Raw genomic sequence first — 15,349 nt, forward strand, 5'->3', positions numbered from 1 at the left:
GTATTCCCTATAAGTTGCCATTGTAATGGAATAATCTCCGTAAAAAAGTTTAAAATTTTATGTTTTACATACAAAAAAAGCTGAACCGAGAGCACCTCAGTTCAGCACAAATGTTATACCCTAAAAATCACATGTCAGCGAACCCTCCTAAAGGCTTGCGCCATTTCCAGCCACCAATGTGAAGGTCTTAGGAATTCCCTTATCATACACGTCGGAAGATAGATTAGGTTCTTCTACTAATTGGCGGATCACTAGTCCGCTATTAGCTGCTGCGGTTACAATTTCTCCGAGTGTCCAGCGGCGCCAATACACAACACTATGCTCTTGTTCACCTGCTGGTTTACCTGTGGAAGGCAAATACTTGGAATAGGATACCTTCTTCTCTTCCAATGATGAGTCAAAATAATCTCCGTTTACTTTGTGTTTGCGTACCTTCGCAGTAGATCCCTTCGAGGAAATAAGCTTGGTCGTTACCGGATGAAAATCGCGGAGTACAAATACACCTCCAGGAGATAGCAATCGGCGAGCTGTTTCCATGAATAGTGTAAGGTTGGTAAAGTAATGAACAATGCCTAACTCTGCAAAGACGATGTCATATGAACCATCAAGGACGTCTTCTGGCAGCTTAAGAATATCTGAGACGATATAGGTTAGTGGTACCCCTGCTTCTTGGGCAAGATCAGCCGCATATCGCGCATTGGCTTCCGAGAAGTCAGCAACCGTTACTTCCGCACCTAGTAATGAGAGTGCCACGGCCTTCATCCCGTTTGAGCCCATTAAATTCATCATTTTCTTACTCTTCACCTCTCCAAAAAAAGAAAGGAGCGGGTGAAGCTTTGCACTTGGTTCCTTTATTAATTTTGCAGCTGCTTCTGACGGTGTACCAAACCGAGTTACCCAAGCGGTATAAGTATCTTCGTTCCAAAGCTCTTCGCTTGTTGGCACAGCGTTTTTTTCTGCCTGATTATTTGAATATTGATTCTGCTCTTCCATCCATTGCTACCCCTTTATGTGTAAAATATCTGTTATGAAGCATTCTGAATGGCATCAGCCATCCGGATAGTTTTCCTTCTTCCCGCGTACAAATATACTGCGAGGCCAATCATAACGAGCAGCCCACCTGCCCATTGTAAGGTTGTTAGCTGCTCACCCAAGAGTAAATACGCTAAGATACTGGCACCCACTGGTTCTCCTAAAATGTTCATTGAAACCGTAGTCGCGGATACATATTGTAGTAACCAATTAAACAAAATATGGCCAAACACCGTTGGCACCACTGCTAACAATACAAAGATTCCCCATTCCTTGGCCGGATAATTAAAAAAGGAAATCCCCATGAACAGATTGTATACGGCAAACACGCCAGCGGCTGATAGGAAGACAATCAAGCTATATAAGTAAGAGGGCATACGCACCACTAGCTTTTGACCGATCAGCATATGTACAGCTACCGCGACAGTGCCTCCGACCGATAATAGATCACCTTTTAGATTATCCGCAGAGATGCCGATATCCCCCCAGCCGATAAACACGACACCGCCAATCGCAATGCCAAGCCCTAGAATAGCGGACAGAGCTGTCTTTTCCTTATACAAAAAATAAACACCCAGCATAATGAATACAGGCTCCAGGGCCATGATCATTGTTGAACTAGCTACCGAAGTATACTTTAATGATCCCATCCATAGCAAAAAGTGCAGCGCAAGCATTGCGCCTGAGAGGATGAGCATTAGCCAGTCTTTTTTACGAAGAGCAAAAGCAGCTCCACTATAGGGTCTTGCAAAAGGCAGCATCAGCAGTGAGGTAAATAATAATCTGTACATGCCTTGTATAGATGCAGGTGCATCAGACCATTTAATAAAAATGGCGGAAAAAGAGATGGCCACAATCCCTATCAACATTAATAGTGGAATCGGAAGTGGCGGTTTTTTAAGTTTCACATGTTACGCGTCCTTTCAATATCTTAAGTCACTTATGTTAATTTAACGCAGACCGTGAAAAAATGCATCTATTTTCATAAGATTTCACTAAAAAAAGCACAAGCAATGTCATTTCTGACGAAAGCTCATGCTTCTTAAAAGGCTACGGCTTCAGAACAACCTTGATGCAATCCTCTTTTTTCTCACTAAAAACGTCATAGCCATGCTCCGCTTTACTAATTGGCAGGCGATGCGTAATGATATCTGTAGGATCAAATTTATTTTCTTTAATCATCTTATACAGCAACGGCATATAGTGAATCACCGGCGCTTGTCCCATTTTTAAAGTAATGTTGCGTTCAAATAGATGACCCAAAGGGAACATATTGTAATTAAGCCCATAAACTCCCACAAGCTGAATAGTTCCGAATTTACGTATGATATCCGAGGCCATTCTAAATGCACTGAGTGAGCCTCCCTGTAGCTTCAGAGTGGTTTCCACTTTCTCCAAAGCAGATATTTTGGCATCTAAACCTACACAGTCAATAACCACATCTGCGCCCCCACGAGTGATCTCCTTCAAATGAGCCCCAATGTCCTTGATCTCTTCGAAATTATAAACTTCAACATTATTGGTCAGCTTCGCATGTTGCAATCGGTAGCCGATATGGTCAACAGCAATGACTCTAGAGGCACCTTTGATCCAAGCAAACTTTTGAGTTAGCAGTCCAACGGGCCCGCAGCCGAGAACAATGACTGTATCTCCCGGCTTCACTCCCGCGCTTTCTACTCCCCACCAAGCAGTAGGAACGATATCCGATAAGAAAAGAAGCCGCTCATCTTCCATTTCTGCATCCTCCGGAACGACAAAAGGGCCAAAATTACCATAAGGTACCCGCAGCAATTCAGCTTGTCCGCCTGCAAAACCGCCATAAGTATCGGAATAACCAAGATAACCGCCTGTGTCCTTGGCGTCATTAGCATTGTCGCATTGGCTCTCCATCTCATGCTGGCAGAAAAAACACTGCCCACAGGCGACATTAAAGGGGATGATGACTCGGTCACCTTTTTTGACTTTAGTTACGTCAGGACCCACTTCCTCAACAATCCCCATCGGCTCATGACCAATAACATAATCATCATGCATACCTGGAATTTCCCCGTTATAAATGTGCAGATCCGAGCCACAAATCGCCGTAGTGGTAATCCGAACAAGGATGTCATCTTTTTTCTCAAGCGTCGGATCAGCTACTTCTTTAACTTTCACTTTTTTCTTCCCTTGGTAGGTTAGTGCTTTCATGCTGTTAATCCGCTCCTTTGGAGATGGTCTAGAGATATAATTTTCATGCCTTTCTATGTTATATCCCTAAGCCCTAACCTCTTATCCATGAAGAAGCGGGAAATACATCATTAGTGCGTAATTATCAGTTACAGCTTCATCTCCAATTAGTTCTCCAGAACGTGTATATACTTTTCGACTGATCTTGTTACTGCGTATATATCCGCCCCAAGGCTCTAGACTAATCCTATGATCACTTTCGTATACTTCATAATCATAAAGCGCCTGCTCATTGCATCTCCACTCCCCGTGTAAATGGCTATCGTCCAGCCAGAGCTTTAGTTGATACGTTTGAGCGGTGTTATTTTTTAATTGAAGATCCAAATAGTTATAAGAACAGGTCGCCCCGCTTCCAAAAGGTTGCGTACGTTGTTCATCTGGAAATACATCATAACTGTGACGATGCCGTTCCATAACGGTAAGTGGCGTATGCAGTGCCATCCAATAGATCAGATTAGACAACTGGCATAAGCCTCCTCCAACCCCGGAATGAAAACCACCATAATGCAGCACCATACCCTCCAGATACCCTTTTCGCTTAGTGGGCTTACCAATACTTCTCCAGTAGGAAAAAGTCTCCCCCGGCTGCACAACAAGTCCATCCAGCTTCGCAATTGCCAGCCGTAAGTTAGTTATTTTATTGTATTGAAGCACCATATCTACATTCCGAAGACTTCTTAATAACGGGGTAGCATGAGTCATAGCTGCATAAGATAATGTTTCATCCGTACGCTGCCTCGCTATTTTGCTTCGTCCAGTGCACCATTTCAAATATCTTTTCCAAATAAAATATCGTTTGCCAGCAAACAATCTAAGGCGAGAACGCTGAATAGGCTTCATGGCAGCCTGGGGTGTATTCATCTAGAACTGAACCTCGCTTTCAGCTCGTAACTGGGCGAATCTACCTCCAATTATCGCATTATGATGCTTAACGATCTCCCTACTACTCAGAACCCCATTATCAAAGGTGCTATGAGCGTCTGAGACCAGTACACTTTTATATCCCATGCTGTATGCGCGTCTTATTGTCGTATCCAGACAGAATTCACTTTGCATCCCACAGATCACCAGATCCGTGATCCCGAGCTTTTGGAGTTCATCTTGCAGTTCCGTTCGGTGAAAAGCATCCCAAGTAGGCTTCTCAACGATAACTTCGCCTTCCTGCGGTGTGATGCGGTGACTGATCTGCCAAGTGGGTGTACCTTTTGTGTACTCCTCATCTTCGGTATGTTGAATATACACAATAGGAGTACCTGCTAATCGAGCTTTTTGCTGAAGGGAGACAATCCTTTCCATCACACCCTCTTCATCGTACAGCTTTAGATCATAGGAGAACATGGCTTCTTGAACATCGATAATTAATAATGCTGTTGATTGTTCCAAATGAATAACCTCCAAGAGCTTTTTTCAAAATCATACCAGAAACTGGGACAGACTATCTACCTACTAGAAGTTACAACTGTTAAAAATAAAAACCGAGTATCTGTAAGCAGATACCCGGACGATTTCATCAATCTTTTACTTGCCACGCTTATTATGCCAGATCAATGCATGCAGCTGTGGAAGTACACGAACCTTGTTCATATCCGAATCCACGATTACTTTATTAAACAACCACTCCAGCCTTCCCAGAAGCCGAGCAGAAATGTTGCCCTCTTCCGTGACATCATCATTACCAGGCTGCAGAAAGAGCTGCACATTCGGATATCGCTGGTGAACGTTTTTCGCATAATCAAAATCCTTATCATCAAACACTACGACCTTCAAGCTATGCGTAGAACGACCCAGTTTCTCCATCTTACTCATGATGTTATCTAGCATTTCCCAATTCGTTGTCATTCCTGAGCTTGGGGGTTTAGGACTGATTGTCAGCACATCCACGTCATTGAACCAATCCTGCCATTTACTCCCCTGAGTTTCTATCGCTGCTTTTATTCCACGCTCATGAAGCAGTTTGATGAAGGTACCCATTCCTTCACCAATCAAGGCAGGATTACCGCCTGAAATCGTAACACAGTCGAAATTATCTCCAGCTAATGCCAATAATTCATTTATGATTTCTTCTGCTTCCATCATGCGAACCTTATTCTTAGCCGTACCATCCCAAGTAAAAGCGGAGTCACACCAGCCGCAACGATAATCGCAGCCATAGGTGCGGACAAACATTGTCTTCACTCCAATTACCGCACCTTCGCCTTGAATAGTTGGACCGAACATTTCAATGACAGGAATCTTACTCACAGTCACAGCCTCCATACAAACGGTAGGATGGCCCTTCATCCGGAACATCTTCAGCCAGCACCTCTGCCCAAGAGGTTGGAGTCTCCCATAGCTTTACCGAGTACAAAGGCAACCCTGCTTGCTTAAGCTTGTAGGCAATATATGAAGACATATTCTCTACTGTGGTGCGGAAAGACAACAAGGCTACTTTGGAGCCCGTATTCGTTAACGTCTCTAACACAGGTTCATTTCCCATGGCAAGAAAAGCGTGATCTAAACGATCTACAAGGCTTTGTTGTACTGTCATTTTGATATCGCTGAAATCAATGACGAAGCCTTCATCCGAGTGGCCTTCCGCGGCCATAGGTTTGCCCTTAAGCACTACTTCGAGCTTATAAGTATGTCCGTGCAGGTTGCTGCATTTCCCTTTGTGTCCCACTAACTGGTGTGCCGCATCGAACGTAAATATTTTGCAGACTGAAACCTCGTTAAGCATTAAGAACCGGCCTCCATTCTCTCCGCCTCATATTGCTCAAGACCACGCTGACGCAATAGACAGGCTGGACAAGTACCGCAGCCACTGCCAATAATACCGTTGTAACAGGTCAGTGTGTGTTCGCGAACATAATCAAAATACCCCAGTTCATCGGCCATTTTCCACGTTTCTTTTTTATCCAGCCACATTAGGGGAGTGTGGATCGCAAACTCATAGTCCATAGATAAGTTCAGCGTAACATTCAATGATTTCACAAAAACATCACGGCAGTCCGGATAACCGCTAAAGTCCGTTTGGCAAACCCCAGTGACGATATGGGAGTACCCCAGTTGTTTAGCTAATATTGCGGCAAAAGATAAAAACAACAAATTCCGTCCATCGACGAAAGTACTTGGAAGCTCATCTCCTTCACCAGCCACGATATCTATATCCTGACGGGTAAGTGCATTGGGTGCCAGCTGATTGAGCAGCCCCAGATCAAGAATATGCTGTTTTACATTAAACTTAGCTGCTATCGCTGTTGCAACTTCGATTTCAGCCGCATGACGTTGATTATAGTTGAAAGTAACTACCTGCACTTCCTCATACTGCTGCAATGCCCAAACCAGGCAAGTGGTGCTATCTTGTCCGCCGCTGAATACGACGAGTGCTTTTTTGTTCATATGAATCTCTCCTTATCACAAGTTGGAATTTAGCGGTTGTCCACTTTTTCTGGATAGAGGTCGTGATTGATTAAGCGGTGTTCCGCCATCGCCTCATACTTCGTACCCGGTCTTCCATAGTTGCAATAAGGATCAATTGAAATGCCTCCGCGCGGAGTGAACTTGCCCCATACCTCAATGTAACGCGGATCCATCAGTGAGATCAGATCATTCATAATAATGTTGACACAGTCCTCATGAAAATCACCATGGTTGCGGAAGCTAAACAGATACAGCTTTAATGATTTGGACTCCACCATTTTTTGTTCAGGAATATACGAAATATACAGCGTGGCAAAATCCGGCTGACCCGTTACAGGACACAAGCTAGTGAACTCAGGGCAGTTGAATTTAACAAAATAATCACGCCCGGGATGTTTGTTATCAAACACCTCCAGAATGTCTGGATCATAACCAAACTTGTACTGTGTTCCCTGATTACCAAGCAAAGTAACTTCTTGCATTTCCTCTTTCAATCTTCCTTCTGACACGACAAAAAACCCCTCTCTTTTCCTTCGGCCTTGGCCGGTAATGGAAAGAAGAACGAGATTTCGAAAACTTGGCTCCACTAAGAAGAAACGGAAGCAACGTCCGGATAAAGGACAGCAACCGCTTGTACTGTTTAATATATTCTTAGTTTTTTATAGAGGGAGTTCGCGAACCTCTCCTGCACAACTTAGCGCAGACTTCTTCTTAAAGCATATTGCGTCTTGAACTATACCATGGGTAGCCCGCTCCTGACAAGTTCTACTCTTTACTGTTACCTTATATAGATCAGCAAATAACTCCAGATTAACGTGGATAGACCTGCGTATGTAGAGATTAGGAAGCTCAAAAACCACGGCAATTTGATCGCGGATTTCTTTTTAATCACATAAACTATTCATATGGTTAATTAAGATGTGGCAAAAAAAAGGATTCAAATCCTAAGAAAAGGGTAACTTATTCATAATAATCTTCGAGCTAAGGGTGGGAGCATTTTATGGAACAAAGTATACAGCAGCTTATGGATTGGCTTAACAATCATTTGAATGTAACAATCGCTATTGAAAAGAAAGAACTTCGTGATTTGGATAAAGTTCATTTCAATTTAGAGTCCGTAGATTTCCGGAGTGCAGACGACGTAATTGATGAATATCTTGGAAGTGCACTGATATTAAGAGGTTTCGGCAGCACACTTAACGCCGATGGTGAACTGGTATCCCTGCCACAATCCACTTATGATTTAGCTGTTGAAGGTCTTCAAATCGTAGACTTAGCCGACCGCAAGGCAGAAATAACTACGGACAGAGCTAATTACACCCTTTCAGTAGATTAAACGAACATGATTATGATAAGCAAAAAGAGCCCACAGCGATCTGCGGGCTCTTTTTGCTTATCATTTATTCTTCTCCAATGATCTCCACTTCCGTTTCCAGCTCTACACCGAATTTATCCTTCACAGTCGCTCTTACATGGTGGATTAGCCCGATGTAATCACTGGCTGTTGCATTATCTGCATTCACAATAAATCCCGCATGCTTCTTGGATACCTCAGCACCGCCGATTCTTGTACCCTGTAAGCCGCTCTCTTGAATTAACTGACCTGCAAAACGGCCTGGAGGCCGCTTAAATACACTCCCACAGGATGGATACTCAAGCGGTTGCTTCGATTCACGTAAATAAGTTAGTTCATCCATTTTTGCCTTGATCGTTAAAACATCACCGGAAGTCATAGCAAATTTGGCCTCAAGTACAATATACTCACCGCTTGCGAATACACTTTTTCTGTATCCCCATTGCAGCTCATCTCCTTGCAGAGTTACCAATTGCCCGTTCTTATTTATAGCTAGTGCACTATGCAGGACATCTTTGATCTCACCGCCATAAGCACCTGCGTTCATATAGAGCGCTCCACCAACTGTTCCTGGAATGCCACAGGCGAACTCAAGACCCGTAAGCTCCTTATCACGCGCATATCTGGAAACATCAATTATTTTGGCACCACATTGCGCATATAAGAGATTGTCGCGAATTCCCATTTCGGTAAGTCCTGCTGTTTGCAGAACGATTCCACGTACCCCTCCATCACGGATAATCACATTGGAGCCATTCCCAAGTACCGTAAGGGTTATCCCATTTTGTTCTGCATATGTAACGATCTTTTGAATTTCATCATAAGTAGCTGGTGCAGCCAAAATATCAGCTTTGCCGCCCATTTTAGTGTACACGTGATCTTTTAAATTCTCATGACTTTTCACTATTCCTGCGGTCATTAGCTGCTCTAGATCATCTTGAATTTTGTCAATATTCATGTTTTCATGCTCCTTTAACCATGTATAAATGATGGTCCTTGATCTATTTTAAAGAGTTATTATGAAATTGTAGGCAACCACAACTGTAACAACGAACAGGCTCCCTTGTCAATGACGGGAGCCTGTTCGTTGTATGTTTTTAGATGATAATTACACAGCTTTATAGGCAGCAAGCTCGTAAGGAAGACACAGTGGCACACCCGTACGTGGATCCGGAACGATATCCGCTTCAATTCCAAACACTTCCCGCAATACATCTGGTGTCATAACCTCAGTAGGTGAGCCTTCGCTAACCACAGTACCGGACTTAATCGCTACCATATGCTGCGCATAACGAGTAGCATGATTCAAATCATGCACGACCATGATAATGGTACGGCCTTCTTCCTCATTCAGCTTTTGCAAAAGTTGAAGAACTTCGAGCTGATGCGCCATATCTAGGAACGTTGTAGGCTCGTCAAGGAATAAAATATCTGTTTCTTGAGCCAACGCCATAGCGATCCAAGCGCGTTGACGTTGTCCACCAGAGAGACGGTCAATAGGGCGATCATGAAAAGATTCCATGCCCGTAACAGAGATGGCGTTGGAGATGATGTTGCGATCCTCTGCGGTCATCGTGCCAAATCCTTTTTGATGAGGGAAACGACCATAGCTGACCAGCTCAGATACCGTCAGACCGTCAGGAGCCGTTGGGTTCTGCGGTAGAATCGCTAGCTGACGAGCAACCTCTTTAGTTGAAAAGTTATGGATCGATTTGCCGTCCAGCATTACGGTGCCACTCTTCGGCTTCATAATCCGGGCCATCGTTTTGAGGATTGTAGATTTACCGGAGCCGTTAGCGCCCACTAGTGCGGTGATTTTCCCCGTAGGGATAGACAAGTTCAATCCCTTAACTATAGTAGCCTCAGCATACCCAATACTTAATTCTTCTGTATTCAAACGTTCTGACATGATCTACAACTCCCTTAAAAGTTTTATGGAGCTATGCTCCTAAGTATGAACTAATTTACGCTTTCGACTTGGCGAGTAAATATAAAAAGTAAGGTGCGCCAATAATCGCAACCACAATGCCAGTAGGAACTTCGGCAGGTTGCAATACCCATCTACCAATGGTATCAGCGGTAATCATAAGAAGCGCCCCTGTCAAAGCACTAGCAGGTAATAACACCTGATGACGGGGTCCCACCAGCCTGCGAGCCAGATGTGGTGCTATCAGGCCGACGAAGCCAATACCTCCGCTTACCGCGACGCAGGAGCCGGCAAGCGCTACGGCTGTTACCAGAAGGAGAATACGTTCCTTCTCCACACGCATTCCTAGACCTAATGAAGTATGGTCCCCTAGATTCAATACATTTAGAACCCGGGCTTTATAGAAGGCGAACGGTAACAGAATCGCGATCCAAGGCAGCAAAGCAAGGACGAATCTCCAATCCCCACCCCATATTTTCCCGGCGATCCAAGTAGCTACAAATTGATAATTATTAGGATCAAGCCTAAGTGCCATTACAAGCTGGCAAGCATTGATTCCTGCAGCGACCGCAATCCCGATAAGGATCAGCCTTGTAGGAGACAGACCATCTGCCTTCCGGTAGGCAAGAATATAGATTAAAGCTGCGGTCAGGCCAGCCCCACCAAGTGCTAGGAGAGGCAAGACAAATACCGGAGCTGCTGTTGTAGCCGGAAAAAACGAGATAAAAATGATTACCGCAAAACCTGCACCAGCACTTATGCCCAGCGTAGCCGGTTCAGCGAGTGCATTACGTGCGAGACTTTGTAGAATACAGCCCGATACTGCAAAGCCCGCTCCAACTAACAATGAAATTACGATGCGGGGTAATCTGAAATCAAATAAAATAAGCTTTTGCTGATGTGTTCCATCACCCATGAGTGTATGTAATACCTCTAGTGGGGATAGACGCATAAACCCTGTATTCATACTGACTATAAACACAACGACGATCAGTATAGCAAGGAGCACTAACACCGTTAAGGCGCGTGTGCGGCGTTCTTTTTCATCTGGAGTAAGGGTTAATTTGGGCATTACAGCTCCCCCTTCCGCTTACTCGCTAAATAAATAAAGAACGGTACGCCGATGATGGCAATTAAAGCTCCTAGCGGTGTCTCATAAGGTGCATTTATCATTCTTGCGGCAATATCTGCAAAGATAATCAATAAGCTCCCTAGAACTGCCGAGCAAGGGATAATCCAGCGGTAGTCCACTCCAACGAAATAACGTGTAACATGTGGAATAATTAGTCCTATAAAAGCAATCGGGCCAACCGTTGAAACCGCACTTCCAGCTAAGATAACCACAACAATCATACATGCCAATTGAACTAACCTTGTCCGCTGCCCCAGACCAACCGCAACTTCTCTTCCTAAGCTGAGCAATGTGACGGATCGTGATAACATCATCGCTGCAATTAAGGCTACGGCCACCCAAGGGAATATAATCTTGATCTGAGTCCAGCTAGCTCCACCCATCCCACCAGCTAACCAGAAGGCTATGTCCTGAGATAAGTTGAAAAGAATAGCTACTCCCTGACTAATAGCAACCAATAAAGCACTAACTGCCGAACCTGCTAATGTCAATCGCAAGGGGGTCAGGCCATTAAAAGAAAGCGAACCGATTCCGAATACGATAAAAGAGGCCACAGCGGCACCGATAAAGCAATACAACATTAGTGAAGTGAATGAGAGTGAGGGTGCAAAAGCAAATACTATGGCCAGCGCTACCCCTGCTCCTGCATTCAAACCTAACAGCCCTGAATCCGCAAGCGGGTTTCTTGTCATCCCCTGCATGATAGCCCCTGCTACTGCGAAGCAAGCACCGACTAAGGCGCCAGCAATAGCACGTGGAAATCGCAGTTCTCTAATCACCTGATGTTTTTGTAAATCTGGATTGAAATGAAATATAGCTTCCCATACCGTAGCTAACTTGATATCTGCCGCACCCACTGAGACCGAAAGTGCCAATCCGAAGGCAATGGCAGCAAGTCCAAAAATAAGAATACCAATGGCAGCTGCCGGTCGGGTATGTAGAGCTTTTTTGGGTTCATTTTTAATACGATTTGCGAAATCTGAGGGTGAAACCATGAGTCGTCTCCTTATTCAATAGTTACAATGGTTTATATGATAACAACAATCATTCTCATTATCGCAAAAATATTTATGTTGTACAATTGCAGGAACGATTTTTCCGTACTATGGGATTGGTTTATAAAAAAATGGTGCAGATCTTTGTATCCCGAGATACTTGATCTGCACGCCCTTCCCCACCGAAATGATCAGTCTCATTCATGGTGAATTACGACTTTTATTTCACAAGACTTTTTAGCACATCGTCAATGATTTTGCTGCCAGCGTTCGCCCCACTGTAAAGCCAACTGCTTGTTGAGCTCATTTCATGCACATTTCCAGCTTTTACAGCTGGGATGCCCTTCCAGATTGCACTATCTAGAATCTCCGAACCCTCAGTCTTATCACTATTTACAAGGAAAATATGATCTGCGGTCAGCTCAGAAAGCTTCTCTAGTGAGATCGGATTCCAAGTTGCTCTTGTTCCTACTGGGATCTCTGTTACTAAGTTAGGCAGCGTTACGCCAAGGTCTGTATATAATACAGCTCCACTGCTGCGGGTTTCGTCTACAATATAGAAGTTTTTTTGCACCAACCATAAAATAGCCGCGGACTCTTGTCCAATAGCTCCTGTAAGCTGTTCTTTCGCAGCCGCTGCTTTAACATCATAATCTTTAATGGCTTTTTCTGCTTCAGGGGTTTTGTTCAAAATCTCACCCATCTTGAGCAACGATTTGCGCCAATCTTGATTTAGTTCATCCCCAATTACATAAGTGGGTGCAATCTTATTCAACTGATCGTAAATCCCGTTCTGAACAGAAGACTCCGATGGGATGATAATAAGATCCGGAGCAAAGCTGGTTACAGCCTCTAACGGAAGGTCGTAACTAATTGTAGGAACATCCTTCAATTCAGTGGCCAGATAATCCTGAACGCCATTTGTAACTGACCATTGAGCTACTGGAGTTACACCCAGAGTTACCAAAGAGTCTTCCAAATATGAACCCAGAACGCGCTGTGGATTAGCCGGAATCGTTACTTTATGACCCATTGCATCTGTTAACGTCTTAGGTGCAGCAGGTGCCTCTGTAGATTCTGCTGTAGGCGCTGTTGTAGGCGCTGTTCCTGCATTTGATGAGCTTTCAGCATTATTATTACCACAAGCGGAAAGTATTAGCGTCATCACTATTAGTCCGCTCATCGTCACTTTCATGCTTCCTGATCTTTTTCTGTTAAGCCAAAACATTAAAAACCCTCCTATATGTAACTGCTTTGATATTCAAAGGTGACCTTTACCTCTGCTTCACTTTTAAATGATATTGATTCTCATTCTCTGTGTCAACATATAAATTTCAAATTCTGTGGATTTGCAACAATTTCCTTCATATAAAATACAAAAGAGGTTATATTCCGAACGTTCCGGATATAACCTCATCTTTAATCTTCTACTTATTTATTTAAATGATACGGGACAGTCGCTACTACAACGTCCTTTTGATTCATTAGATACGAGCGGATTAAAAAGCTGGTCTGATTATGAAGCACGGCTTGCCACCAATGTTTGGTAATAAACTGTGGAATCAGAATCGTGATGTGATCCGTCGCAGCGGTCTTCCACTCTACCGTATCGATAAACTTCACTAACGGACGAATGATACTACGATATCTGGAACGAAGTACAATCAGGCGTACACCTGGATTCCATTCCTCCCACCGTTGCTCCATCTTATGAATGTCTTCTTCATCAAAGCCTACATACACAGCAACAACATTATCTGTTAGAGACTTCGCATAGCTGATGGAATGTAATACAGCACGTGTAACCCCTGCAACAGGAACAACTACAGTACTTCCTTTAATTACAGGTTTATCCGTAGCCGGACATATACGCAGTTGATCCGCAGTGTTCAAATAGTGCTTATGAATACGGTGGAACACGAACATTACAGCAGGTAAGAAAATGAATGCCATCCATACACTCGAGAATTTAGTAATGATAAATATAAGCGTAATCGTCAATGTAGTCAGCATACCGATGGTATTTACTACAAATCTTTTCACCCATCCAGCGGGTCTTGTTTTGATCCAATGCACCATCATCCCCAGTTGGGATAAGGTAAAAGGAATGAACACGCCTACCGCATATAGTGGAATCAAACCTTCCGTATTCCCATGGAATGCAGTCACAAGTATGATAGACATAACTCCTAGAAAAATAATGCCGTTTGAGAAGCCAAGGCGGTCACCACGGACCATAAATGCATGTGGCAGATATTTATCTTTTGCAAACATAAAGGCAAGCAGCGGAAACGCTGAATATGCTGTATTAGCTGCCAAGAACAAAATCACTGCTGTAATCCCTTGAATGAAAAAGTACAATCCGCCACGGCCAAAGGTCGATTCAGCGATCTGAGAGACAACCGTAGCCTTTTCATCTGGCACAATCCCATACCAATACGCCAGCACAGTGATTCCGGTAAACATAAAGCCAAGGATAAGTCCCATGATCATTAGCGTCTTGGCTGCATTCTTCTCAGCGGGTGCTTTAAAGTTTGGGATCGCATTAGATACGGCCTCAACCCCCGTTAGGGCTGAACAACCAGAGCTAAACGCTTTTAATAGTAGAAACAAACTTACATTAGATACGGCGCTGCCTATTTCAGGAACATTCGCATGCGCGCCACCCATTGCATATTTAACGATACCGGAGATAATCAGAACAACAATCGAAACCACAAACAAATACACTGGAATTGCGATAAATGAAGCCGATTCAGTCACTCCGCGAAGATTAATGATTGTTAATAAAACGATAACAGATACAGCGATGAGAACAGTATGATTATGAAGACTTGGAAAAGCCGATGTGATCGCATCCGTCCCTGCCGAGGCACTAACCGCTACGGTAAGAATGTAATCCACCAATAATGAACCCCCAGCGAGCAGCCCTGTCGGAATACCAAGATTACTCTTGGCTACGATATAAGCTCCGCCTCCTTGCGGATAAGCAAAAATCGTCTGCCGATAGGATAAAATCAGGATGGCCAGCAGGCCCAATACGGCTAATGCAATTGGCAGGGAATACCAGATGGCAGTAAACCCGGCAGCCACTAGTACAATCAGAATTTGTTCCGTTCCGTAGGCTACAGACGAGAGCGCATCAGAAGACAGAACAGCCAGTGCTTTAACCTTGGATAACTTTTCATGATCGAGTTCATTCGACTTCATCGGACGTCCGATCAATAGTCGTTTTACCTTGCTTACCATGGTGGATACAGTTCCTTTCTTTGGGAGCTGAAACG

16 protein-coding genes and 1 riboswitch are annotated in these 15,349 nt (G+C 43.9%); of the genes, 1 reads left to right on the forward strand and 15 read right to left on the reverse strand.

Features of this window, described 5'->3' with window-relative positions; genetic code table 11:
• Positions 1-147: 147 nt before the first annotated feature.
• The 9 genes from MHH89_RS07720 to queF all read right to left on the reverse strand — a co-directional run bounded on the left by MHH89_RS07720 (position 148) and on the right by queF (position 7,139).
• Positions 148-993 (reverse strand): class I SAM-dependent methyltransferase, encoded by an 846-nt coding sequence (locus MHH89_RS07720; protein ID WP_076217755.1) that lies wholly within the window; start codon positions 991-993, stop codon positions 148-150.
• Between the two features lie 32 nt (positions 994-1,025).
• On the reverse strand, positions 1,026-1,940 hold the full coding sequence (locus MHH89_RS07725; protein ID WP_175618917.1) for a DMT family transporter: 915 nt from the start codon (positions 1,938-1,940) through the stop codon (positions 1,026-1,028).
• 142 nt (positions 1,941-2,082) lie between these two features.
• Complete coding sequence (locus tag MHH89_RS07730) at positions 2,083-3,219, reverse strand: zinc-dependent alcohol dehydrogenase (protein WP_341086763.1); 1,137 nt, start codon at positions 3,217-3,219, stop codon at positions 2,083-2,085.
• A gap of 81 nt (positions 3,220-3,300) precedes the next feature.
• A complete protein-coding gene (locus MHH89_RS07735) occupies positions 3,301-4,119 on the reverse strand; it encodes a VanW family protein (protein WP_341086765.1) in 819 nt (272 codons plus the stop codon).
• Entirely contained in the window at positions 4,120-4,641 is a 522-nt protein-coding gene (locus MHH89_RS07740) for a cysteine hydrolase family protein (RefSeq protein ID WP_076126689.1), read from the reverse strand.
• Between the two features lie 135 nt (positions 4,642-4,776).
• On the reverse strand, positions 4,777-5,499 hold the full coding sequence (gene queE, locus MHH89_RS07745; RefSeq protein WP_076279356.1) for a 7-carboxy-7-deazaguanine synthase QueE: 723 nt from the start codon (positions 5,497-5,499) through the stop codon (positions 4,777-4,779).
• A complete protein-coding gene (locus tag MHH89_RS07750; protein WP_036687544.1) occupies positions 5,492-5,974 on the reverse strand; it encodes a 6-pyruvoyl trahydropterin synthase family protein in 483 nt (160 codons plus the stop codon). The genes queE and MHH89_RS07750 overlap by 8 nt, the downstream gene beginning before the upstream one ends.
• The gene (gene queC, locus MHH89_RS07755; protein ID WP_076126693.1) at positions 5,974-6,636 is read right to left on the reverse strand and encodes a 7-cyano-7-deazaguanine synthase QueC; all 663 of its coding nucleotides are present in this window, start codon (positions 6,634-6,636) and stop codon (positions 5,974-5,976) included. The genes MHH89_RS07750 and queC overlap by 1 nt, the downstream gene beginning before the upstream one ends.
• Positions 6,637-6,665: 29 nt before the next feature.
• Complete coding sequence (queF, locus tag MHH89_RS07760; RefSeq protein WP_036687775.1) at positions 6,666-7,139, reverse strand: preQ(1) synthase; 474 nt, start codon at positions 7,137-7,139, stop codon at positions 6,666-6,668.
• Positions 7,140-7,302: 163 nt separating this feature from the next.
• Positions 7,303-7,346, reverse strand: a riboswitch (PreQ1 riboswitch).
• 311 nt (positions 7,347-7,657) lie between these two features.
• On the opposite strand from queF, the gene MHH89_RS07765 reads away from it, so the two are divergent.
• Positions 7,658-7,993: a hypothetical protein gene (locus MHH89_RS07765; protein WP_076308310.1), complete on the forward strand. Its 336-nt coding sequence runs from the start codon at positions 7,658-7,660 to the stop codon at positions 7,991-7,993.
• Between the two features lie 64 nt (positions 7,994-8,057).
• On the opposite strand, the gene murB is transcribed toward MHH89_RS07765, so the two are convergent.
• The 6 genes from murB to MHH89_RS07795 form a co-directional block, all read right to left on the reverse strand.
• Positions 8,058-8,969, reverse strand: a complete 912-nt coding sequence (gene murB / locus MHH89_RS07770) for a UDP-N-acetylmuramate dehydrogenase (RefSeq protein ID WP_076304129.1) — start codon at positions 8,967-8,969, stop codon at positions 8,058-8,060.
• A 150-nt stretch (positions 8,970-9,119) separates the two neighbouring features.
• Positions 9,120-9,920 carry an ABC transporter ATP-binding protein gene (locus MHH89_RS07775; RefSeq protein WP_036687549.1) on the reverse strand — a complete coding sequence of 267 codons (801 nt, stop codon included), beginning with the start codon at positions 9,918-9,920 and terminating at the stop codon, positions 9,120-9,122.
• A gap of 55 nt (positions 9,921-9,975) precedes the next feature.
• Entirely contained in the window at positions 9,976-11,010 is a 1,035-nt protein-coding gene (locus MHH89_RS07780) for a FecCD family ABC transporter permease (protein WP_076308311.1), read from the reverse strand.
• The gene (locus tag MHH89_RS07785; protein WP_076217749.1) at positions 11,010-12,065 is read right to left on the reverse strand and encodes a FecCD family ABC transporter permease; all 1,056 of its coding nucleotides are present in this window, start codon (positions 12,063-12,065) and stop codon (positions 11,010-11,012) included. The genes MHH89_RS07780 and MHH89_RS07785 overlap by 1 nt, the downstream gene beginning before the upstream one ends.
• A gap of 220 nt (positions 12,066-12,285) precedes the next feature.
• Positions 12,286-13,293: an iron-hydroxamate ABC transporter substrate-binding protein gene (locus MHH89_RS07790; protein WP_081387190.1), complete on the reverse strand. Its 1,008-nt coding sequence runs from the start codon at positions 13,291-13,293 to the stop codon at positions 12,286-12,288.
• Positions 13,294-13,496: 203 nt separating this feature from the next.
• A complete protein-coding gene (locus MHH89_RS07795) occupies positions 13,497-15,314 on the reverse strand; it encodes an APC family permease (protein WP_076126699.1) in 1,818 nt (605 codons plus the stop codon).
• Positions 15,315-15,349: the final 35 nt, after the last annotated feature.

It is taken from the genome of Paenibacillus sp. FSL H7-0323 (assembly GCF_038002725.1).
Lineage (GTDB): Bacteria > Bacillota > Bacilli > Paenibacillales > Paenibacillaceae > Paenibacillus_AQ > Paenibacillus_AQ odorifer.